The organism is Streptomyces corchorusii (genome assembly GCF_001514055.1).
GTDB lineage: Bacteria > Actinomycetota > Actinomycetes > Streptomycetales > Streptomycetaceae > Streptomyces > Streptomyces olivaceoviridis.
The window spans coordinates 93,608-113,024 of record NZ_KQ948354.1 but is presented as its reverse complement, the minus strand read 5'-3'; the positions used below and the strand labels follow the sequence as shown (position 1 = coordinate 113,024).

Sequence of the window (19,417 nt, the reverse complement as noted above, 5' to 3'; positions counted from 1 at the left end):
CCAGCCACGACGGCGCCGCGGCCGGTCGACGGGGCTCACTCGGTACGCAGGCCCTCCGGCCGCATCATCCTCATCAGTGGCGGCAGGCTCAGCACGGTGACCGCGAGGACCACCGCCGCGCCGGCGCCGGTCAGGGACAGCACGCTCGCCCAGTCGACGGAGACCGGGGTCGCCGCCAGCTTCAGCAGGACCGCACCGAGGGTCAGGCCCACCGCCGCGGCCAGCAGCAGACCGAGCGCGATCGGCACGGCCGTCTGCCACAGCACCGACAGGCCGAGTGTGCGGCGCCGGGTGCCGAAGGCGAGCAGGGACGACAGCAGCTTGCGCCGCTCGCGCAACTGCTCCAGCTGGGAGACCAGCAGGCTCGCCCCGATCAGCGCCAGCACACAGACCGCGCCGAGGAACAGTCCGGTGCGCAGGGAGGCGTACTGGTCGGACTGGACGGTCGTCGTCCAACGCCAGGCACTGGCGAGGCGGTCCACCCGTGCGGCCGTGTTCCGCACGTACTCGTCCGCGTACGGCACGGACAGGTCGAGGCGGACGAAGACCTCGTGGTACAGCGTCGACCCGGCCCCGGCGGGCAGCGCGGACGGGGTCAGCAGCAGACCGGTGACGTCGGACCGGAGCGAGTCCTTGCGGGCGGTCACCTGCCGCAGATGGGCCGGCACCGTCCAGGGGATCTCCCGCCCGCGCTCGCCGGAGTAGGTGGAGTCGATGAAGCCGTGCCGGCCCGGCCGCATGAAGGCCCGCGTGGCGGCGTCGTCGGCCGTACTGGGCAGGACGAAGACGTCACCGTCCCGGCAGGACGGCAGGCGGACCAGTTCGCGCAGCGCGGCGCAGTCGCCGACGGTGAGGCTCGCCGTGGTGCCGGGGTCGCGGCGCTTGTCGCCGAGTCCGCCGTGGGAGAGGGCCACCGACGCCCGCACCCCCTTGGTGCGGGCCAGCTCGGCGGCGGCCTGCGGCAGCCGGGAGCGGTCCGACAGGTCGACCTCCATCGAGGCCCGGTGGGGATCGCGGCCGGTGTCCTTGGTGTACTGGCCCTCCAGGCCCGCGAACAGCATCTGCAACGCGATCGCCCCGGCCACCGCCACCGCGATGCCGTTGACCATGCGGGCGGCCGTACCGCTGCTCAACTGGAGCCGTCGTACCGCCAGTTGCCAGGAGACCGAGCCCGCGCCGAGCCGGGTGACGAACGCCTCCACCAGCCAGGGCAGCAGCGCGGTGACGCCGACCAGGACCAGCAGCACACCGCCGGTGACGAGGTACTGGTTGAAGTCGCCGTGCGAGCGGCCCTGGCCGATCATCGGGTACAGCATCGCGAGGCCCGCCAGCGGCAGCAGCAGCCGCCACCACAGGCGCCGCCGGGCCTGCTTGGCCGTGCGCACCACGCCGAGCGGTTCCACGACCACCCCGCGCATGGCGAACAGCGTCACCAGCACCGCCGCCGCCGGGACCGCCACCGCGACCAGCGCGGCCAGTGCGGGGGAGGGGTCGAGGTAGCTGGGGAAGAAGCTTTCCCCCCTGACCTCCACCGAGCCCGCCGCCTGCCGTCCGATCAGGAAGAACACCGTGCCGACGGCCAGTCCGAGCAGTGACCCGGCCAGCGCCTCGCCCGCCGCGATCCGGCGGGTCATCCGGCTGTCGGAGCCCACCAGCCGCAGCGCGGCCAGCCTGCGGTCGCGCCGCTCGCCGCCGAACCGTACGGCCGCGGCGATGAAGACGGCGACCGGTGTCAGCAGGGCGACGAACACGACCAGGGTCATCAGGATGAGCACCGGGTCGGTGCGCTCGGTCGTCGGGTGCGGATCGCCGAACGCGGTCAGCCGCACCACCCGCGAGCTGTCCTTGGCCACCTTCAGGCCCTCGGCACCGGCGTAGTAGGCCAGTTCGTGCGGGCCGATCAGCCCGGGTTCGCCGATCGTGCCGGTGATCCGGAACGGCAGCCGCTCCCGCAGGAGCTTGCCCCCGTCCGAGGAGAGCAGTTCCTTCAGCGCGGGCGAGACCACCATCTCGCCCTTTGCCGGGAAGCGGCCGACGCCGGGCGGCAGCGGCGCCCGCGCGCCCTCGGGCTCCAGCAGCCGGCCCCGGATGTCCCTGGAGTGCCACTCGGTGTCGGTCGTGCCGACCAGCACGGTGTTCTCGCCCCTGGGCGGCACGGCCGCGTTGTAGGTGAGGTCCTGGCGGGCCTCTTCGCGCTGGTGCCGGGCCGTCAGCACGTTCGGCAGCGCCGTCGTCAGCAGCAGCAGGGCCACGCCCAGGCCGACGCCGACCGCCGTCAGCAGCATCCGGACCCAGCCCTCGCGTCCGCCGGTGACGGCGAACCTGGCCCCCATGCCCAGGTCCCTGCACCACTGCCGGACGTTCATATGGCGCGCTCCATGTCACGGGACCTGCCGTCGCGTACGACGATCTCGCGGTCGGAGTAGGCGGCCACCCGCGCCTCGTGCGTGACCAGGACCACGGCGGCGTTGGTGGAGCGGGCCGCGTCGGTCAGCAGCTCCATCACGCGTTCGCCGTTGAGGGAGTCGAGCGCGCCGGTCGGCTCGTCGGCGAACAGCACCCGGGGCCCGGTGACCAGCGCCCGCGCCACCGCGACCCGCTGGCCCTGGCCGCCGGAGACCTCGCCGGGCCGCTTGCCCTTGAGGTCGTCCACCTCCAGGCGCTCCATCCAGCTCAGCGCGGCCCGCTCGGCCTCCTTGCGGGACGTGCCGTTCAGCCGCAGCGGCAGCGCCACGTTCTCCACGCAGGTCAGCTCCGGGACGAGCTGCCCGAACTGGAAGACGAAGCCGAACTCGCTGCGGCGCAAGGCGCTGCGCCCGGCGTCGCTCATGCCGGCCAGTTCGCGGCCGTCGTAGGTGATGGAGCCGGAGTCGGGCGGCACGATGCCGGCCAGGCAGTGCAGCAGCGTGGACTTGCCGGAGCCGGAGGGGCCCATGACGGCGACGACCTCGCCGGGGTGGATGGAGAACGCGGCGCCGTCGAGCGCGACCGTGGGGCCGTAGGACTTGCGCAGGTTCTCGGCGGCGAGCAGGGTGCCGGGCGGGGGAGTCACTTGGCCACCACCTCCGCGCGGAGCTTGTCGAGGCGCGCGGCGGTCAGTTCCAGCCAGCGCAGGTCGGCCTCCAGGTGGAACAGGGCGTGGTCGCAGATCAGCTGGTCCGCAAGGTCGCCCTTGCGCTTGCGGTCGGTCAGGATCCGCATGCTGCGCAGGTGTTCGGCCCGCTGCGTGTCGAGGATGTCGGTCGCGTCGCGGTGGGTGAGCAGGGCGAGGACGACCTTGGTGTAGAGGGTCGACTGGAGGTACTCCTCCGGCTTCTCCGGGGTGGCGAGCCAGTGCTCGACGTCGGTGACGCCGGCGTCGGTGATGGCGTACCGCTTGCGCTCGGGGCCGCCGCCTGCCTCGATCCCGTCGACTTCCACGAGGCCGTGCTTCAGCAGCCGGGACATCGTGGAGTAGACCTGGCCGTAGTGCAGCGGCCGGTCGTGACCGAACTTCTCGTCGAAGGCCCGCTTGAGGTCGTAGCCGTGGCGCGGGCCGGACTCCAGGAGTCCCAGAAGGGTGTGACCGATGGACATGACAGCACTCTACACACGGTGTATACGCGGGGTGTATACGCGCCGTGCAGGGAGTGTGGCGGGCGGTACGGCCCCGCAGGTGGGGGCCGATTGTCACGGTTCCGACACAGGCGGCCGGCCCCGCCGCGGCAGCGGTCCGGTGTCCTTCGGCAGGCGCCCCGCCTCCGCAAGGGCGCGCCGCAGCAGGAACTCGATCTGCGCGTTCGCCGACCGCAGCTCGTCCCCGGCCCACCGGGCCAGTGCCTCGTACACCAGCGGGTCCAGCCGCAGCAGCACCTGCTTGCGCTGCCGCGGCCGGCGCTTCGGGGTCCCCGAAGGGTCCTTCACCGGGTCCGTCACTGGTAGAGCGTCCCCGTGTTGAGGACCGGCTGGGGGGCCCGGTCCCCGCACAGCACCACCATCAGGTTCGACACCATCGCCGCCTTCCGTTCCTCGTCCAGCTCCACGATGTCCGCGTCCGCGATCCGGGCCAGCGCCGCCTCGACCATGCCGACCGCGCCGTCCACGATCTGCCGGCGGGCCGCGACGACCGCGCCCGCCTGCTGCCGCTGGAGCATCGCCGAGGCGATCTCGGGAGCGTACGCGAGATGTGTGAAGCGGGACTCGATGATCCGCACCCCGGCCGCCTCCACCCGTGCCTGGAGTTCGACGGCCAGCTTCTCGGTGATCTCCTCGGCGTTGCCGCGCAGCGACAGGCCGTCCTCCTCGTGGGCGTCGTACGGGTACTCGATGGCGATGTGCCGCACGGCCGTCTCGGTCTGGGTGGCGACGAACTCGGCGAAGTCGTCCACCTCGAAGGTGGCCTGTGCGGTGTCCTGGACCTTCCACACCACGACCGCGGCCAGCTCGATCGGGTTGCCGTAGGCGTCGTTGACCTTCAGCACGGCGGTCTCGTGGTTGCGCACCCGGGTGGAGATCCGGGTCCGGGAGGTGAAGGGGTTCACCCAGCGCAGGCCGTCCTGCCGGACCGTGCCCCGGTAGCGCCCGAAGAGCTGGACGACCCGGGCCTCGCCCGGCGCGACCGTGTTCAGCCCGCGCATCGCGATGGCGGACGCCAGCAGGACGACGACCCCGGCGACGACGAGCCCGCCCTCGGCCCCGCCGGCGGAGTCCGCCGCGGAGGCCGCGAACAGCGCGACCGCGGCGCCGAGCCCGATCAGCCCGAGCAGCAGGGCGAGTCCGCCGCCGATGCTGTGGGCGGTGAACTCCCGCACCCCTGGCGCGGGCATCTCGGGGACGTCGGCGGTGGCGGCCGGCTCGGATATGGACATAGGGGACCCCCGGTTGTCGTAGTGCCTAGCTTTCTTCTAGCAAACTGTTATCACTTTACGCCGCCGAGCAACCCTGGACCAGTGACAGTCGTCGGTTCCGATGGGGCGGGTGCTGATTCTCACGTCCGTAAAAGAACGGATCGGACGCCCTTTGTCATATAGAGGGGTGTTAGCTTTCGGAGCTGACCCCGAGACGGAAGCGAGCGTAGGGACCCATGGGACGAGCGGAAGAGAGACGAGCGCGACAGCGCGGCGGCCACCGCGCGGCACCCAAGCGCCGCCGCTCCGCGCCCACGCCCTCGGCAGCCACCGCGTCCGGCGCCTCCGGCGGCGGGCCCGCGTCCGGCAAGCCCGCCAAGAGCCTCATACGCCGGATCTTCGGCTGGAAGAAGATCCTCGGGACCTTCTTCGGCGTGTGCCTGCTCGGCATCCTGGGCTTCATCGGCCTGTACCTGTACGTGGACATCCCCCAGGGCAACGCGGCCGCCCAGCAGCAGAGCAACGTCTACAAGTTCAGCGACGGAACGATCCTGGCCCGCAAGGGCGAGGTCAACCGCGAGATCGTCGACCTGTCCAAGGTGCCCCGCAAGGTCCAGCTCACCTTCGTCGCCGCCGAGAACAAGAGCTTCTACCACGACTCCGGCGTCGACCTGCGCGGCACCGCACGCGGCCTGATCAACACGCTGTCCGGCAAGGGCAAGCAGGGCGGCTCCACGATCACCCAGCAGTACGTCAAGAACTACTACCTGAACCAGGACCAGACCGTCACGCGCAAGCTGAAGGAACTGGTCATCTCGCTCAAGGTGGACCGCGAGAAGTCCAAGGACGACATCCTCGCCGGCTACATCAACACCAGCTACTACGGCCGCAACGCCTACGGCATCCAGGCCGCCGCCCAGGCCTACTACCACGTCGACGCCGAGGACCTCGACGTCGCGCAGGGCGCCTACCTCGCCGCGCTGCTCCAGGCCCCCAGCCAGTACGACTGGGCCGTCGCCACCAAGACCGGCAAGCGGCTGGTCATGCAGCGCTGGAACTACGTCCTGGACAACATGGTCGAGGAGGGCTGGCTCTCCAAGAGCGACCGGGACGCCCTGCACTTCCCCTACCCGAAGGAGCCCAAGGGCGCCCCGGGCCTCGGCGGGCAGAAGGGCTACCTGGTCGAACTCGCCAACCAGCAGCTGGAGCAGCAGCTCATGGCGCAGGAGGGCCTGACCCAGTCCCAGGCGGAGAACGCCGTCGTCGACAAGGGCTGGACCATCACCCTCAACATCGACCGGAAGAAGCAGGCCGCGCTGGAGAAGGCCGTCAAGACCCAGCTGACCGGCAAGCTCGACCCGAAGAAGCGCAAGGTCGACGGCGCCATCCAGGCCGGCGCCGTCTCCGTCGACCCCAAGACGGGCAGGATCGTCGCGCTCTACGGCGGCCAGGACTACTACAAGCACTACTTCGACAACGCCGTCCGCCGGGACTACCAGCCGGCGTCCACGTTCAAGCCGGTCATCCTCGCCGCCGCGCTGGAGCAGAACGCCACCACGCAGGACGGCAAGCCGATCACCGCGAGCACCGTCTACGACGGCACCAGCCGCCGCCAGGTCCTGGACCACGGCGTCAAGGTCGGCTTCGCCCCGCCGAACGAGGACGACGTCGACTACGACAAGATCACCGTGCAGCAGGCGATGAACAAGTCCGTCAACTCCGTCTTCGCCCAGATGGGCGTGGACGTCGGCATGGACAAGGTCATGAGCACGGCGGGCAAGCTCGGCATGAACACCAAGGGCATGCAGGCGGTGCCCGCCCAGACCCTCGGCTCCATGGGCGCCAGCCCGCTGGAGATGGCCGGGATCTACGCCACCTTCGCCAACCACGGCTACAAGGTGACCCCGACGCTCATCAAGTCCGCGGAGAACAAGGGCCGCACGGTCGACATGCCGAACCCGGTCGGCGGCTCGGTGATCAGCCGCACGGCCGCCGACACGGTCACCTCGGTGCTCACCGGCGTGGTCGACGACGGTACGGCCAAGCGGTCCGTGGCGAACAACCCGCTGCGCGACGGCCAGCAGGTGGCGGGCAAGACCGGTACCTCCGACGAGAACAAGTCGGCCTGGTTCACCGGCTACACGCCGACCCTGGTCACCTCCGTCGGCCTGTTCGGCGAGGACCCGAAGACCAAGGCCCACGTCTCCATGAAGGGCGCGACCGGCCTGCTCCCGCCGCCCGGCCGGATCAACGGCGGCGGCTACCCGGCGCAGATCTGGGCCGCGTACACCTTCGGCGTCACCAGCAAGGCCTCGTTCGACCTGAACACCACGCAGGGCGCGGCCGTCGAGCCGACCGAGACGCCGACCTGGACGCACACCCCGACCCAGACGCCGTCGCAGACGCCGACCAGCGCCCCGCCGACGTCCGAGACGCCGACCGAGACGCCGTCGCAGACGCCGTCCCAGACCCCCAGCCAGACGCCCACCCAGACCCCGAGCCAGACGCCGACGAGCCCGCCGCCGACGACGTCGATCAGCCCGGAGAACCCGCTCGACCCGCAGAACGTCCCGTAGCCTTAACGACAGGACACGACGAAGGGCGCCCGGTCACACCGGGCGCCCTTTCGCACGTCGCGGGGTTCCGCAGCCGTTCAGCCGCGGTTCAGCTCGAACCACACCACCTTGCCGGTGCTCAGCCGGGTCGCGCCCCAGCGCCGGGCCAGCCGGTTGACCAGGTACAGGCCGCGCCCGCCCTCGTCCGTGGCCCGTGCCTGCCGCAGCCGCGGCAGCTGCGGCACGTCGTCGCCGACCTCGCAGCGCAGCACGTCCGTGCGCAGCAGCCGCAGCGTCACCGGCCGCGACGCGTACCGCACGGCGTTCGTCACGACCTCGCTGACCAGCAGCTCCACCGAGTCCGTCAGCTCCTCCAGGTCCCAGCGGGCGAGCGCGCGCCGGGCCAGCCGGCGGGCCTGGCCCGGGGCGGAGTCCTCCGGCTCCAGCGTCCAGTAGGCGACATCGCTCGGCGCGATCCCGTCGAAGCGGGCGGCGAGCAGCGCGATGTCGTCGTCCCGGTCGCCCGGGCCGAGCATGTCCAGCACCTCGTCGCACAGCGCTTCCAGCGGCGGCGGATGGTCCGGGCCGGTCAGCCGCGCGGTCGCGGCCAGCTTCTCCCGCAACTGCTCTATGCCGGTCCACACGTCCCGCAGCCGGGACTCCACCAGGCCGTCGGTGTACAGCAGCAGGGTCCCTCCGGCGGGCGCCTCCAGCTCCACCGCCTCGAAGTCGACCCCGCCGACCCCGATCGGCGCGCCCGACGGCACCCGCAGCACCTCGGCGTGGCCGCCCAGGTGCAGCAGCACGGGCGGCGGATGACCGGCGTTGGCGATCGTGATGCGGTGCGTCACCGGGTCGTAGACCGCGTACAGGCAGGTCGCCATGCGGTCGGTGCCCAGGCGCTGCGCCTGCTCGTCCAGGTGGTGCAGCACCTCCTGCGGCGGCAGGTCGAGCCCGGCCAGCGTCTGCGCGGTGGTGCGCAGCTGGCCCATGATCGCCGCCGAGGTCATCGAGTGGCCCATCACATCGCCGACGACCAGCGCCACCCGGCTGCCCGGCAGCGGGATCGCGTCGTACCAGTCGCCGCCGACCCGCGCGGTCTCCGCCGCCGGCAGATAGCGGGAGGCCAGCCGGACACCGGTCGGCCGGGGCAGCGTCTCGGGCAGCATGGTGCGCTGCAACTCGTCGGCGATGTACGCCTCGCGGCCGTACAGCACCGCCTTGTCGATGCCGAGCGCGCTGTGCGTGGCCAGCTGCGCGGCCACCAGCAGATCGTCCGCCTCGAACGCGAGCCGGTCCGGGCGGCGCAGGAACAGGGCCGCGCCGATCACCCGGCGCCGGCCGCGCAGCGGCGCGAGGATCGCGTGCCGCTCACCCGGTACGACCGCCTCACCGCCCTCGCCGAGCAGTTCGGGCAGCGCGTCCCGGGCGGCGGGCGCGTCGGCGAACACCGGGCGCACCCCGCGCAGCACCTCGTTCAGCGCGCCGCCCGGCCGCACCTCGCACAGCTCGGTGGTGAGCGCCGACAGGTCCGACAGCACGGACGGCTCCGGCTCCGGCTCGAACGCCGGCGGCAGCAGCACCCCGTCGGTGTCCCGCTCCGCGGGTATCCGGTCGGTACGGCGCAGCCGCAGCACCACCGGACCGCTGGGCCGCTCGTCGCCGACCGGCAGCGGCTCGCGCAGGTAGACCAGTATCGCGTCGGAGAACGTCGGCACGGTGGCCCGGCACAGCCCCATGACGATCTCGTCGAGGTCGAGCCCGCGGGCGATCCGCCGGGTGGCCGCGCCCACGAACCTGAGCCGGTCCCCGTCGCGCCGCATGGGCATCGGCCGCCCCGGCGGCAGGGCCTGCCCGGTACGGCGTTCCTGACCGCCCGGCGACCGCTCCTGCTCGGCGCCGGGCTGGGCCGGGATGCCCTCCGGCGCGGGACGCGGGCGGTGGGAGTCGGGTTCGGTGCCGGCGGGCTGGGCGTGCTCGGGGCCGTTGACTGGGGGCTCCTTCCCCTGGCCGAGCGCGGGTTCCTTCCCCTTGCCGCAGGGTGGGGCGGTGCCCGGTCCGGACGGCGTTCCGTCCGCCCGGGCCTGTACGGGCAAGGCCGGATCGCCGAGCTGCGCCGGAGGCTTCTGGGGCTGCTGCTGGGTACGCAGGAGCGCCCCGCGGGACTCCGCGGGGTCGACGCCCGGCTGGGGGCGTTCGAAGGAGGTGGGCTGCTCCGTCACGCGTGTCGCATCCATCCGTCCGGGGCTGTGCGCCGGGTACGCCGGGCGCGCAGTTGGTCCCGCCGACTTCCCGATACCCGCAATACGTGCCCCAGGAACGGAATTTCCGCCGTGTCGCGGGCGGCCGCTGTGCCGGTGGCGAGATCCGCGCGGCCGGCGGCCCGGTCGCCGCACGCCTTCGTGGTGGTGCCCTGGTACCCCTCGCTCACGTCCTGCCGCCCCTCGGTGACGATCGGTCAAGCCCGGCGCATGCCCCGGAAGTTGCTCTTCTACGCCCCTGCGGAGGACGATCCTACGTTTCTTGCCTGGGGGCCTATCAAGGGTCTCACGAGGATACGCGCGCGGGTGTGCGGTCCCAGTCCTCGGGGAGGGGAGGGACCGTCCAGGACGGGTCCGGGCGCCAGCGCGGCCAGCCGTCGCCGAACGGCGGCCCCCACGCGCGGATCACCTCCACCGCCTCCCGGCCGGCCGCCCGCACCTGCTCGGCGGTCGCCGCGTCCATCAGCCCGTCCCGCTGGGCCTGCGCGAACTCGTCCTCGTCACGCCAGTGCCAACTGCGGTCCGGCTGCACGGAGATGTCCAGGAAGTGGTCCTCGGAGTCCACCCCGCCCGCCCACCGGACCAGCGGCTCCTCCAGGTTCACGTACCAGTTCTTGAACCGCCAGCCCGGCTCCCAGAACAGCCACACCGACCAGGGCCGGCCGGGCTGGGCCAGCTTCAGCACGCCCGTGCCGAACCAGCGGTCCCGCTGGACCGTGCGCGGCTTGGTGTACCGGGACTCCAGCGGCTCCAGGTGCACGGGCGTGCCGTCGGCCAGGACCGGCTTCACGCACTCGGTGCCGGGGGCCAGCCACACCGCCAGCAGGTCCGCGTCGTCGCGTACGACGGTGACCGGCCGCGCGATGTGGTACCGCTCGCCGCCGTTCGCCCGGTAGCGCCACAGGATGTGCGTCCCCGGGGTCCAGTAGGTCGCCGGTCCCGCCGCCACTCGTGTCATCGCTCCGTCGTCCGTCATGCACAGATATTAGGTGCCACGGGCACACGACGCTGCGGCGCGGGTCACGGCGGTACCCGGGTGGCCGGAATGGTTCGCTCCCGGTTACGGGCGCGTCATCCGCAGGACATCCAGCGCCTCGTCCAGCTGCTCCAGTGTCAGGTCGCCGCGCTCCACGTACCCGCTCTCCAGGACGACTTGACGGATCGTCTTGCGCTCGGCGAGGGACTTCTTGGCGACCTTCGCGGCCTCCTCGTACCCGATGTACTTGTTCAGCGGGGTCACCACCGACGGGGACGACTCGGCGTACTCGCGGGCGCGTTCGCGGTCGGCGGTGATGCCGTCGACGGTCCGGTCGGCCAGCAGCCGCGAGACGTTGGCGAGCAGCCGGACCGACTCCAGGACGTTCTTGGCGATGACCGGGAGCATGACGTTCAGTTCGAAGTTGCCTGCGGCGCCCGCGGTGGCGATGGTGGCGTCGTTCCCGACGACCTGCGCGGCGACCATCAGCACGGCCTCCGGGACCACCGGGTTCACCTTGCCCGGCATGATCGAGGAGCCGGGCTGGAGGTCGGGCAGCCGGATCTCGGCGAGACCGGTGCGCGGCCCGGAGGACATCCAGCGCAGATCGTTGGCGATCTTCGTCAGGCCGACCGCGATGGTCCTGAGCTGTCCGCTGGTCTCCACGACGCCGTCCCGGGCGCCCTGCGCCTCGAAGTGGTCGCGGGCCTCGGTCAGCGGCAGCCCGGTCACCCGGGCGACCTCCTCGATGACGGCGGCGGAGAACCCGGGCGGGGTGTTGATGCCGGTGCCGACGGCCGTGCCGCCCAGCGGGAGCTCGGCGAGGCGCGGGAGGGAGGCCCGGAGCCGCTCGACGCCGTACCGCACCTGGGCCGCGTACCCGCCGAACTCCTGCCCGAGCGTCACCGGCGTCGCGTCCATCAGGTGCGTCCGCCCCGACTTCACCACGTCCGCGAACTCCTCGGACTTGCGCTCCAGGGAGGCGGCGAGGTGCTCCAGGGCCGGGATCAGGTCGTGGGTGACGGCCGCGGTGGCCGCGATGTGGATGGACGACGGGAAGACGTCGTTGGACGACTGCGAGGCGTTCACGTGGTCGTTGGGGTGCACGTCCCGGCCGAGCCGCTCGGTCGCCAGCGTCGCGATGACCTCGTTGGTGTTCATGTTGGACGAGGTCCCCGAACCCGTCTGGAACACGTCCACCGGGAAGTGCTCGTCCCACTTCCCCGCGGCGACCTCGCCGGCCGCGTCCTGGATCGCCTGCGCGACCTCCTTGTCCAGCACGCCCAGCTCGGCGTTCACCTTCGCCGCCGCCGCCTTGATGCGGGCCAGCGCCTCGATGTGCGCCCGCTCGATGCGCTGTCCGGAGACCGGGAAGTTCTCCACGGCACGCTGCGTCTGGGCCCGCCACTTGGCGTGGGCCGGGACCCGGACCTCGCCCATGGAGTCGTGTTCGATGCGGTATTCGCTCATGTCCCGTACAGCGGTCGCGGGGACCGGAATGTTCCGGGAACTGGGCCGGACGGGTGGCCGGCCCGCTGATGACGGGTCAGGGCCCGCCGCGGCGCCCGTGCTCCGTCGCCCCCGGGGCCGGGACCGGTCCCGGGGGCGACGGCAGGAGGGGGTCAGCCCAGACCGGGACCCCGTACCGGAATGCTCGTGAACGTCGGCTGCGGGGCCGGGTCGGTGAAGAAGTCGTTCCCCTTGTCGTCCACCACGATGAACGCCGGGAAGTCCTCGACCTCGATCTTCCAGACCGCCTCCATGCCCAGCTCCTCGTACTCCAGGACCTCCACCTTCTTGATGCAGTCCTGGGCGAGACGGGCGGCCGGGCCGCCGATGGAGCCGAGGTAGAAACCGCCGTGGGCGGCACACGCGTCGGTGACCTGCTTGCTGCGGTTGCCCTTGGCGAGCATCACCTTGGAGCCGCCCGCCGCCTGGAACTGCTCCACGTAGGAGTCCATGCGGCCGGCCGTGGTCGGGCCGAAGGAACCGGAGGCGTAGCCCTCGGGCGTCTTCGCCGGGCCGGCGTAGTACACCGGGTGGTCCTTGAGGTACTGCGGCATCTCCTCGCCCGCGTCCAGCCGCTCCTTGATCTTGGCGTGGGCGATGTCCCGGGCCACGACCAGCGGGCCGGACAGCGACAGCCGCGTCTTGACCGGGTACTTGGTCAGCTCGGCGAGGATCGTGTCCATCGGCTGGTTGAGGTCGATCCTGACGACGTCGCCCTCTTCCAGGTGCTCGTCCGTGGTGTCCGGCAGGAAGCGCGCCGGGTCGGTCTCCAGCTGCTCCAGGAAGACGCCCTCGGCGGTGATCTTCGCGACCGCCTGGCGGTCGGCGGAGCAGGAGACGGCGATGGCGACCGGGCAGGACGCGCCGTGCCGGGGCAGGCGGACCACGCGGACGTCGTGGCAGAAGTACTTGCCGCCGAACTGCGCGCCGATGCCGATCTTCTGGGTCAGCTCGAAGACCTTCTCCTCCAGCTCCTTGTCCCGGAAGCCGTGGCCGAGCGGCGACCCCTCGGCCGGCAGGGTGTCCAGGTAGTGCGCGGAGGCGTACTTCGCGGTCTTCAGCGCGTACTCGGCGCTGGTGCCGCCGACGACGATCGCCAGGTGGTACGGCGGGCAGGCGGCCGTGCCGAGCGAGCGGATCTTCTCCTCCAGGAACTTCATCATGGAGGCCTCGTTCAGGACGGCCTTCGTCTCCTGGTACAGGAAGGACTTGTTGGCGCTGCCGCCGCCCTTCGCCATGAACAGGAACTTGTAGGCGCCGCCGTCGGTGGCGTACAGCTCGATCTGGGCCGGCAGGTTGGAGCCGGTGTTCTTCTCCTCCCACATGGTGAGCGGAGCCATCTGCGAGTAGCGCAGGTTCAGCTTGGTGTAGGCGTCGTAGATGCCGTGGGACAGGTGCTTCTCGTCCTCGCCGGCCGTCAGCACGTTCTGGCCGCGCTTGCCCATGACGATCGCCGTGCCGGTGTCCTGGCACATGGGCAGCACGCCGGCCGCCGCGATGTTCGCGTTCTTCAGCAGGTCGAGCGCGACGAACTTGTCGTTGCCCGACGCCTCCGGGTCGTCGATGATCCGGCGGAGCTGGGCGAGGTGGGCCGGGCGCAGGTAGTGCTGGATGTCGTGGATGGCCTCCTCGGCCAGCTTGCGCAGCGCCTCCGGCTCCACCTTGAGGAACGTCCGCCCGTCGGGCCCCTCGACCGTGGAGACACCCTCGGAGGTCACCAACCGGTACGGGGTGGTGTCCTCGCCCTGGGGGAGCAGATCTGTGTACTCGAACGCTGGGCGGGGCGGGGGGGAAGTACGCGGCATCTCAGCCCATTCCTCACTCTGACGGACGGCCGCCCGCCGACGCTGGCGGGCCTGCCCAGCGTAGAACCTGCCGTAGGCGGCGAACCTGTGAGGTAAGGCTCAGTCGGGGGTGTCGCGATCTATCGTGTGTGGGTACGCTGCCCTCGTGGACCTTCAGAAGCACACCGCACCCACCCCCGCCACCGAGCTGCGCGCCTCCGACGCCGACCGCGACCGGGTCGCCGACATCCTCCGCGAGGCCCTGGCCGAGGGCCGGCTGACCGCCGACGAGCACGCCGAGCGCGTGGACGGGGTGCTGCACGCCAAGACGGTGGGTGAGCTGGAGGTCTTCATCCGGGACCTGCCCGCCGGCCACCACCGCCCCGCCGCCCCCGCCTACACGCCGGTGCCGCCCCGGCCCACCCCGGGCGCGATCCCGGTGGAGGCCGACGCGAACGTGGTGGCGGTGTTCAGCAGCGCCATGCGCCGGGGCCGCTGGCGGGCCGGACGCCGGCTGCACGCGTACGCCGTCTTCGGCAGCGTCGAGATCGACCTCAGCGAGGCGATCTTCGAGTACCAGCAGGTGGTCATCAAGGCGGTCTCCGTCTTCGGCGACGTCCAGATCCGCGTCCCGGAGAACATCTCGCTGCGCGGCACCGGCGGCGGCGTGCTCGGCAACTTCGAGGTGAGCCCGCTGGACTCCGTCGACTCCGACGCGCCGGTGGTCTACGTCGACGGCTGGGCCGTCCTCGGCAACGTGGAGGCGCGGCCCAAGCGGGGCAGGCGGGTGGCGGACATCCTCGAACGCGTCCAGGACAAGGTGGACCGCAAGCTGCGCAAACACCTGGGGCACTGACCCGGGGGCGTGCACGCCCGCGCCGCGCGCCTACGGTGGGGAACGCTGTGCATAGGCGCGCGCACAGCGGGTAGGCCTTGCTGCATCGTCTCTCGCTCGCGAAGCCGTCGTCAGGAGTAGACCGTGCTGCAACCGCCGCATTCGTCCCTGCAGGTCGCTGCCGTTCCGGCCCAGCGGGTGCCGACGCGGGACAGGGACCAAGACGCCCCCTGGCACACCGAGGCGGTGTGCCGGCGCGACGAGGCCGGCCTGTTCTTCGCCCCGTCGAAGGAACCGACCGCCGCCCGGCTGTCCCGCGAAGAGGCGGCCAAGCGGGTCTGCTCCCGCTGTCCGGTCATGGTCGAGTGCCGGGAACACGCCCTCCTCCAGCCCGAGCCCTACGGCGTCTGGGGCGGCCTCACGGCGGCCGAACGCCGAGTGGTCCTGGCCAGGCGCCGCCGCAGGGAGCTGGAACTGAAGAAGGCGGCGCGGGCGTCGGCGGACCGCATGGCGGGCTGAGACACCCGGACGAGGAGCGCCCTCTCCGCACCGAGGGCGCTTCCCGCGCGGGCGGCCTTACTTGGCCCGGTCGAAGTCGATGGCGCTGTAGGCCCGCAGCTTGCTCAGCCGGTGCTCGGAGAAGATCCTGCGCACCGTCCCCGACTTCGACCGCATCACGATCGACTCGGTCAGCGCGGTCTCCGACCGGTACCGGACCCCCCGCAGCAACTCCCCGTCGGTGATCCCGGTGGCGACGAAGAACACGTTCTCCCCGGACACCAGGTCGTCCGTCGTGAGCACCCGGTCCAGATCGTGCCCCGCGTCGATCGCCCGCTGCCGCTCCTCGTCGTCCTTCGGCCACAGCTTGCCCTGGATGGTCCCGCCCAGGCACTTCACGGCACAGGCCGAGATGATGCCCTCCGGGGTGCCGCCGATGCCGAGCAGCAGGTCGACGCCGGTGCCCTCGCGCAGCGCGTAGACCGAGCCGGCCACGTCGCCGTCGGAGATCAGCTTGATGCGCGCGCCGGCCTCCCGGACCTCGCGGATCAGATTCTCGTGCCGCGGCCGGTCGAGGATGACGACCGTCACGTCCTCCGGCGAGGACCGCTTGGCCTTGGCGATCCGCCGGATGTTCACCGCGACGGGCGCGTCGATGTCGACGAAGTCCGCCGCCTCGGGGCCGGTGACCAGCTTGTCCATGTAGAACACGGCGGACGGGTCGAACATCGCCCCGCGCTCGGCGGCGGCGAGGACGGCGATCGCGTTCGGCATGCCCTTGGCCGTCAGCGTGGTGCCGTCGATCGGGTCGACGGCGATGTCGACCTCGGGACCGGTGCCGTCGCCCACGTGCTCCCCGTTGAAGAGCATCGGGGCCTCGTCCTTCTCGCCCTCGCCGATGACGACCACGCCGTTCATCGACACGGTGGAGACCAGGGTCCGCATGGCGCGCACCGCGGCACCGTCGGCGCCGTTCTTGTCCCCGCGCCCGACCCAGCGGCCCGCGGCCATCGCGGCGGCTTCGGTCACCCGGACGAGTTCCAGGGCGAGGTTGCGGTCGGGAGCCTCCGAGGGAACGTCCAGCTCGGACGGCAGGTGGTGGTTTTCGGTCATCGGAGCGCACCTTTCTGATACGACGACGGCCGGATGAGGGTCTTGGACCCGACTCTATCGTTGAGCAGACAAAATGAGCAGGGGACCCCACGGATGAGCGCTTGGGGCACCTGCGACGATAGGGGGCGTGGCAGGTACGAACGGCAGGCAGAAGACGGCCCGGGACATGATCCTCTCCCTGGTCGTGATCGCTATCGCGGGATTGGTCGTCTACTTCATCGCCATCCCGCACGACGATCACGCTCCCGAGCTCAAGCGGGTCGACTACCGGGTCGAGCTGATCACGGCCCGCCGGGCGGCGAGCTACCCGGTGGCCGCGCCCGAGGGCCTGCCGAGCACCTGGAAGGCGACCTCCGTACGCTTCCAGGGCGAGAAGTCCGACCGCTGGCACCTCGGCTTCCAGACCCCGGACGGCCAGTACGTCCAGGTCGAGCAGTCCACGCAGAAGCCCGCCGACTTCATCGACCAGGCCAGCCAGGGCGCGTCGGCGACCGAGCGGACCGAGGAGATCGGCGGCCGTACCTGGACCCGCTACAGCGGCGGCCGGTACGACGCCCTGGTGCTCAAGGACACGCCCGGCTCCACGACGGTGGTGGCCGGCACCGGCTCCCCCGAGGAGCTGAGGACGATGGCGGCGGCGCTGAAGACGGGATGACCGTCCGGTCCGCGCGCGTACGAGGACACGCGAAGAGGCCCCCGGCGGTGCCGGGGGCCTCTTCGCATGCTCCGCGGGGGCTCCTGTCCGTGTCCGCGCGGCTCAGACGGTCGTGACGACGTCCTCGTAGGCCAGGCGCGGGGAGCGCGGGTACCAGGCGTCCGGGCCCGGCTTGCCGATGTTGACGACCATCAGCGGGGTGTGGTCGTCGTCCAGGAACTCCTTGCGGACGCCCTCGTGGTCGAAGCCGGTCATCGGGCCGGCGGCGAGGCCGGCGGCGCGGACGCCGACGATGAAGTAGGCGGCCTGGAGCGCGGCGTTCAGCGTGGCGGAGCCCTCGCGGGCCGGGCGCTCGGCGAAGAAGACGTCCTTGGCCTGCGGGAAGGCCGGGAACAGGGCCGGCAGCTCCTCGTGGAACTCGTTGTCCGCGGAGAGGATCGCGACCAGCGGGGCGGCGGCGGTCTTGGCCCGGTTGCCCTCGGCCATGTGCTGCACCAGGCGCTCACGGGCCTCGGCCGAACGGACCAGGGTGATGCGCAGCGGGGTCTGGTTGAAGGCGGTGGGGCCGTACTTGACCAGGTCGTAGATCGCCTGCACCTGCTCCTCGGTCACCGGCTCGTCGGTGAAGGTGTTCGCGGTACGGGCCTCGCGGAACAGCAGGTCCTGGGCGGCGGGGTCAAGAACGAGAGACATGGTGACTTTCCTCGGGGGCGCGTCCGGCCCGGGGCGCCGGACCGGCTGACGTCACCGACCCTACGACAAGTGAGGTTTAACCTTCAACTAAATCGGGGGTGCGGTGACTCGCTTCACACCCGGGCCCCGCACCCCCTACCCGCCGTCCCCCTCCGCCTCCCCTTCCTCCTCGGCCAGCGCCGCGTCCAGCCGGGCCCGGGCCCCCTCCAGCCAGCGCCGGCACACCTTGGCCAGCTCCTCGCCGCGCTCCCACAGCGCCAGGGACTCCTCCAGCGACGTACCGCCCGCCTCCAGCCGCCGTACGACCTCGATCAGCTCGTCACGCGCCTGCTCGTACGACAGCGCCTCGTCCACCTTGCTCGTCATTCGCTCACCTTCACTGTGAATTCACCCTCGGCGACACGGGCACGCAGCGCCTCGCCCGCCGACACCTCGGCCGGATCGCGCACCACGTGCCCGTCCGCCCGTTGCAGCACCGCGTAACCGCGCCGGAGCGTCGCCGCGGGAGAGAGGGCCACCACGCGCGCGTGCGTGTGCGTCAGCTCCGATTCCGCGCGGTCCAGCAGGTGCCCCAGGGTCCGCCGGCCCCGGTCGAGGAGCGCGGCCACATGGTCGGCCCGCTCGTCGATCATCCGGTGCGGGTCCTCCATCGAGGGACGGGCCAGCGCGTGCGCCAGCCCCCGCTCCTCCCGCTCCAGATACGCGTTCACACAGCGCCGCGCCCGGTCCCGCAGCATCCGCACCCGCTCCAGCTCCTCGCCGACGTCCGGCACGACCTTCTTCGCCGCGTCGGTCGGCGTGGAGGCACGCAGGTCGGCGACGTGGTCCAGCAGCGGGTTGTCCGGCTCGTGCCCGATCGCGGACACCACGGGCGTACGGCACTCGGCCACGGCCCGCACCAGCTGCTCGTCGGAGAAGGGCAGCAGGTCCTCCACACTGCCACCGCCGCGCGCGACGATGATCACGTCCACCTCGTCGATCGCGTCGAGCTCCTTCACCGCCTGCACGACCTGCGGGACCGCGTGCACGCCCTGCACCGGGACGTTGCGCACCTCGAAGCGGACGGCGGGCCAGCGGTGCCGGGCGTTCTCCAGCACGTCCCGCTCCGCGGCGGAGGCCCGGCCGCACACCAGCCCGATGAGCTGCGGCAGGAACGGCAGCGGCTTCTTCCGCTCCGGCGCGAACAGGCCCTCGGCCGCGAGGGCCTTCTTCAGCTGCTCCAGCCGGGCCAGCAGCTCGCCGACACCGACCGGCCTTATCTCGGCTGCGCGCAGGGAGAGCTGGCCGCGGGGGGCGTACCACTCGGGCTTCGCCAGGACGACGACCCGGGCGCCCTCGCCCACGACGTCCGCGACCGCGTCGAAGACCTGGCGGTAGCAGGTGACGCTCACGGAGATGTCGTACGACGGGTCGCGCAGCGTCAGGAACACGACGCCGGCGCCGGGGCGGCGGGACAGCTGCGTGATCTGCCCCTCGACCCACACCGCGCCGAGCCGGTCGATCCAGCCGCCGATCAGCCGGGAGACCTCGCCCACGGGGAGGGGGGTCTCGGGAGACGTGTTCACAGCCATGGCGTCGAGCGTAGTGGCCGCCACCGACAGTCCGGCTACCCGCCGTAGGGGGCCGGGTGCGTTGCCGGGTGCGGGCGGGTGTGGGGCCGGGCGCGCGGTTCCCCGGCCTCCTGGGGCCGCAGTGGGCCGCGTGTGCACCGC

The 19,417-nt window shown here is 71.9% G+C and carries 17 protein-coding genes; 4 read left to right on the top strand and 13 right to left on the bottom strand.

What is annotated here, in order from left to right; translation table 11 throughout:
• Nucleotides 1–35: 35 nt before the first annotated feature.
• The 5 genes from AQJ11_RS10510 to AQJ11_RS10490 all read right to left on the bottom strand — a co-directional run bounded on the left by AQJ11_RS10510 (nucleotide 36) and on the right by AQJ11_RS10490 (nucleotide 4,847).
• Entirely contained in the window at nucleotides 36–2,366 is a 2,331-nt protein-coding gene (locus AQJ11_RS10510) for an ABC transporter permease (protein ID WP_059262848.1), read from the bottom strand.
• Nucleotides 2,363–3,052 (bottom strand): ABC transporter ATP-binding protein, encoded by a 690-nt coding sequence (locus AQJ11_RS10505; RefSeq protein WP_014674693.1) that lies wholly within the window; start codon nucleotides 3,050–3,052, stop codon nucleotides 2,363–2,365. Before AQJ11_RS10505 ends, AQJ11_RS10510 begins: the two co-directional genes overlap by 4 nt.
• Complete coding sequence (locus AQJ11_RS10500; protein ID WP_014674694.1) at nucleotides 3,049–3,576, bottom strand: PadR family transcriptional regulator; 528 nt, start codon at nucleotides 3,574–3,576, stop codon at nucleotides 3,049–3,051. The genes AQJ11_RS10505 and AQJ11_RS10500 overlap by 4 nt, the downstream gene beginning before the upstream one ends.
• Nucleotides 3,577–3,669: 93 nt before the next feature.
• The gene (locus AQJ11_RS10495) at nucleotides 3,670–3,915 is read right to left on the bottom strand and encodes a type II toxin-antitoxin system antitoxin (protein ID WP_059262845.1); all 246 of its coding nucleotides are present in this window, start codon (nucleotides 3,913–3,915) and stop codon (nucleotides 3,670–3,672) included.
• Nucleotides 3,912–4,847, bottom strand: coding sequence for an SPFH domain-containing protein (locus AQJ11_RS10490; protein ID WP_059262843.1), 936 nt, complete (start codon nucleotides 4,845–4,847; stop codon nucleotides 3,912–3,914). Before AQJ11_RS10490 ends, AQJ11_RS10495 begins: the two co-directional genes overlap by 4 nt.
• A gap of 215 nt (nucleotides 4,848–5,062) precedes the next feature.
• On the opposite strand from AQJ11_RS10490, the gene AQJ11_RS10485 reads away from it, so the two are divergent.
• Nucleotides 5,063–7,402 carry a transglycosylase domain-containing protein gene (locus AQJ11_RS10485; RefSeq protein ID WP_059262841.1) on the top strand — a complete coding sequence of 780 codons (2,340 nt, stop codon included), beginning with the start codon at nucleotides 5,063–5,065 and terminating at the stop codon, nucleotides 7,400–7,402.
• Between the two features lie 77 nt (nucleotides 7,403–7,479).
• Here the strand turns inward: AQJ11_RS10485 and AQJ11_RS10480 are convergent, their stop codons facing one another.
• The 4 genes from AQJ11_RS10480 to AQJ11_RS10465 form a co-directional block, all read right to left on the bottom strand.
• The gene (locus AQJ11_RS10480; RefSeq protein ID WP_014674699.1) at nucleotides 7,480–9,603 is read right to left on the bottom strand and encodes a SpoIIE family protein phosphatase; all 2,124 of its coding nucleotides are present in this window, start codon (nucleotides 9,601–9,603) and stop codon (nucleotides 7,480–7,482) included.
• A 325-nt stretch (nucleotides 9,604–9,928) separates the two neighbouring features.
• Nucleotides 9,929–10,618, bottom strand: coding sequence for a cytidylyl-2-hydroxypropylphosphonate hydrolase (gene fomD / locus AQJ11_RS10475; RefSeq protein WP_175252251.1), 690 nt, complete (start codon nucleotides 10,616–10,618; stop codon nucleotides 9,929–9,931).
• Nucleotides 10,619–10,702: 84 nt separating this feature from the next.
• Complete coding sequence (locus AQJ11_RS10470) at nucleotides 10,703–12,088, bottom strand: class II fumarate hydratase (protein WP_014674701.1); 1,386 nt, start codon at nucleotides 12,086–12,088, stop codon at nucleotides 10,703–10,705.
• A gap of 152 nt (nucleotides 12,089–12,240) precedes the next feature.
• Nucleotides 12,241–13,932 carry a fumarate hydratase gene (locus AQJ11_RS10465; protein ID WP_058081742.1) on the bottom strand — a complete coding sequence of 564 codons (1,692 nt, stop codon included), beginning with the start codon at nucleotides 13,930–13,932 and terminating at the stop codon, nucleotides 12,241–12,243.
• Between the two features lie 145 nt (nucleotides 13,933–14,077).
• Between AQJ11_RS10465 and AQJ11_RS10460 the strand changes: the two genes are divergently transcribed.
• Both AQJ11_RS10460 and AQJ11_RS10455 read left to right on the top strand, forming a co-directional pair.
• Complete coding sequence (locus AQJ11_RS10460) at nucleotides 14,078–14,767, top strand: DUF1707 SHOCT-like domain-containing protein (RefSeq protein ID WP_059262840.1); 690 nt, start codon at nucleotides 14,078–14,080, stop codon at nucleotides 14,765–14,767.
• A 123-nt stretch (nucleotides 14,768–14,890) separates the two neighbouring features.
• Nucleotides 14,891–15,265, top strand: a complete 375-nt coding sequence (locus tag AQJ11_RS10455; protein WP_041665476.1) for a WhiB family transcriptional regulator — start codon at nucleotides 14,891–14,893, stop codon at nucleotides 15,263–15,265.
• Nucleotides 15,266–15,322: 57 nt separating this feature from the next.
• Here the strand turns inward: AQJ11_RS10455 and glpX are convergent, their stop codons facing one another.
• On the bottom strand, nucleotides 15,323–16,357 hold the full coding sequence (gene glpX, locus AQJ11_RS10450; protein WP_058081744.1) for a class II fructose-bisphosphatase: 1,035 nt from the start codon (nucleotides 16,355–16,357) through the stop codon (nucleotides 15,323–15,325).
• A 127-nt stretch (nucleotides 16,358–16,484) separates the two neighbouring features.
• On the opposite strand from glpX, the gene AQJ11_RS10445 reads away from it, so the two are divergent.
• Nucleotides 16,485–17,012 carry a DUF4245 domain-containing protein gene (locus AQJ11_RS10445; RefSeq protein ID WP_041665477.1) on the top strand — a complete coding sequence of 176 codons (528 nt, stop codon included), beginning with the start codon at nucleotides 16,485–16,487 and terminating at the stop codon, nucleotides 17,010–17,012.
• 102 nt (nucleotides 17,013–17,114) lie between these two features.
• On the opposite strand, the gene AQJ11_RS10440 is transcribed toward AQJ11_RS10445, so the two are convergent.
• From AQJ11_RS10440 to xseA, 3 genes are all read right to left on the bottom strand, one after another.
• Entirely contained in the window at nucleotides 17,115–17,705 is a 591-nt protein-coding gene (locus AQJ11_RS10440) for a malonic semialdehyde reductase (RefSeq protein WP_014674707.1), read from the bottom strand.
• A 135-nt stretch (nucleotides 17,706–17,840) separates the two neighbouring features.
• Nucleotides 17,841–18,071, bottom strand: a complete 231-nt coding sequence (locus tag AQJ11_RS10435) for an exodeoxyribonuclease VII small subunit (protein ID WP_059262838.1) — start codon at nucleotides 18,069–18,071, stop codon at nucleotides 17,841–17,843.
• Nucleotides 18,068–19,276: an exodeoxyribonuclease VII large subunit gene (gene xseA / locus AQJ11_RS10430; protein WP_041665988.1), complete on the bottom strand. Its 1,209-nt coding sequence runs from the start codon at nucleotides 19,274–19,276 to the stop codon at nucleotides 18,068–18,070. Before xseA ends, AQJ11_RS10435 begins: the two co-directional genes overlap by 4 nt.
• Between the last annotated feature and the right edge of the window lie 141 nt (nucleotides 19,277–19,417).

What these genes read in the sequence shown, in the direction of transcription:
- AQJ11_RS10510 (WP_059262848.1), bottom strand. Translation starts at nt 2,366, where the DNA reads ATGAACGTCCGGCAGTGGTGCAGGGACCTGGGCATGGGGGCCAGGTTC.
- AQJ11_RS10500 (WP_014674694.1), bottom strand. Translation starts at nt 3,576, where the DNA reads ATGTCCATCGGTCACACCCTTCTGGGACTCCTGGAGTCCGGCCCGCGC.
- AQJ11_RS10490 (WP_059262843.1), bottom strand. Translation starts at nt 4,847, where the DNA reads ATGTCCATATCCGAGCCGGCCGCCACCGCCGACGTCCCCGAGATGCCC.
- AQJ11_RS10485 (WP_059262841.1), top strand. Translation starts at nt 5,063, where the DNA reads ATGGGACGAGCGGAAGAGAGACGAGCGCGACAGCGCGGCGGCCACCGC.
- fomD (WP_175252251.1), bottom strand. Translation starts at nt 10,618, where the DNA reads ATGACGGACGACGGAGCGATGACACGAGTGGCGGCGGGACCGGCGACC.
- AQJ11_RS10470 (WP_014674701.1), bottom strand. Translation starts at nt 12,088, where the DNA reads ATGAGCGAATACCGCATCGAACACGACTCCATGGGCGAGGTCCGGGTC.
- AQJ11_RS10465 (WP_058081742.1), bottom strand. Translation starts at nt 13,932, where the DNA reads ATGCCGCGTACTTCCCCCCCGCCCCGCCCAGCGTTCGAGTACACAGAT.
- glpX (WP_058081744.1), bottom strand. Translation starts at nt 16,357, where the DNA reads ATGACCGAAAACCACCACCTGCCGTCCGAGCTGGACGTTCCCTCGGAG.
- AQJ11_RS10440 (WP_014674707.1), bottom strand. Translation starts at nt 17,705, where the DNA reads ATGTCTCTCGTTCTTGACCCCGCCGCCCAGGACCTGCTGTTCCGCGAG.
- AQJ11_RS10435 (WP_059262838.1), bottom strand. Translation starts at nt 18,071, where the DNA reads ATGACGAGCAAGGTGGACGAGGCGCTGTCGTACGAGCAGGCGCGTGAC.
- xseA (WP_041665988.1), bottom strand. Translation starts at nt 19,276, where the DNA reads ATGGCTGTGAACACGTCTCCCGAGACCCCCCTCCCCGTGGGCGAGGTC.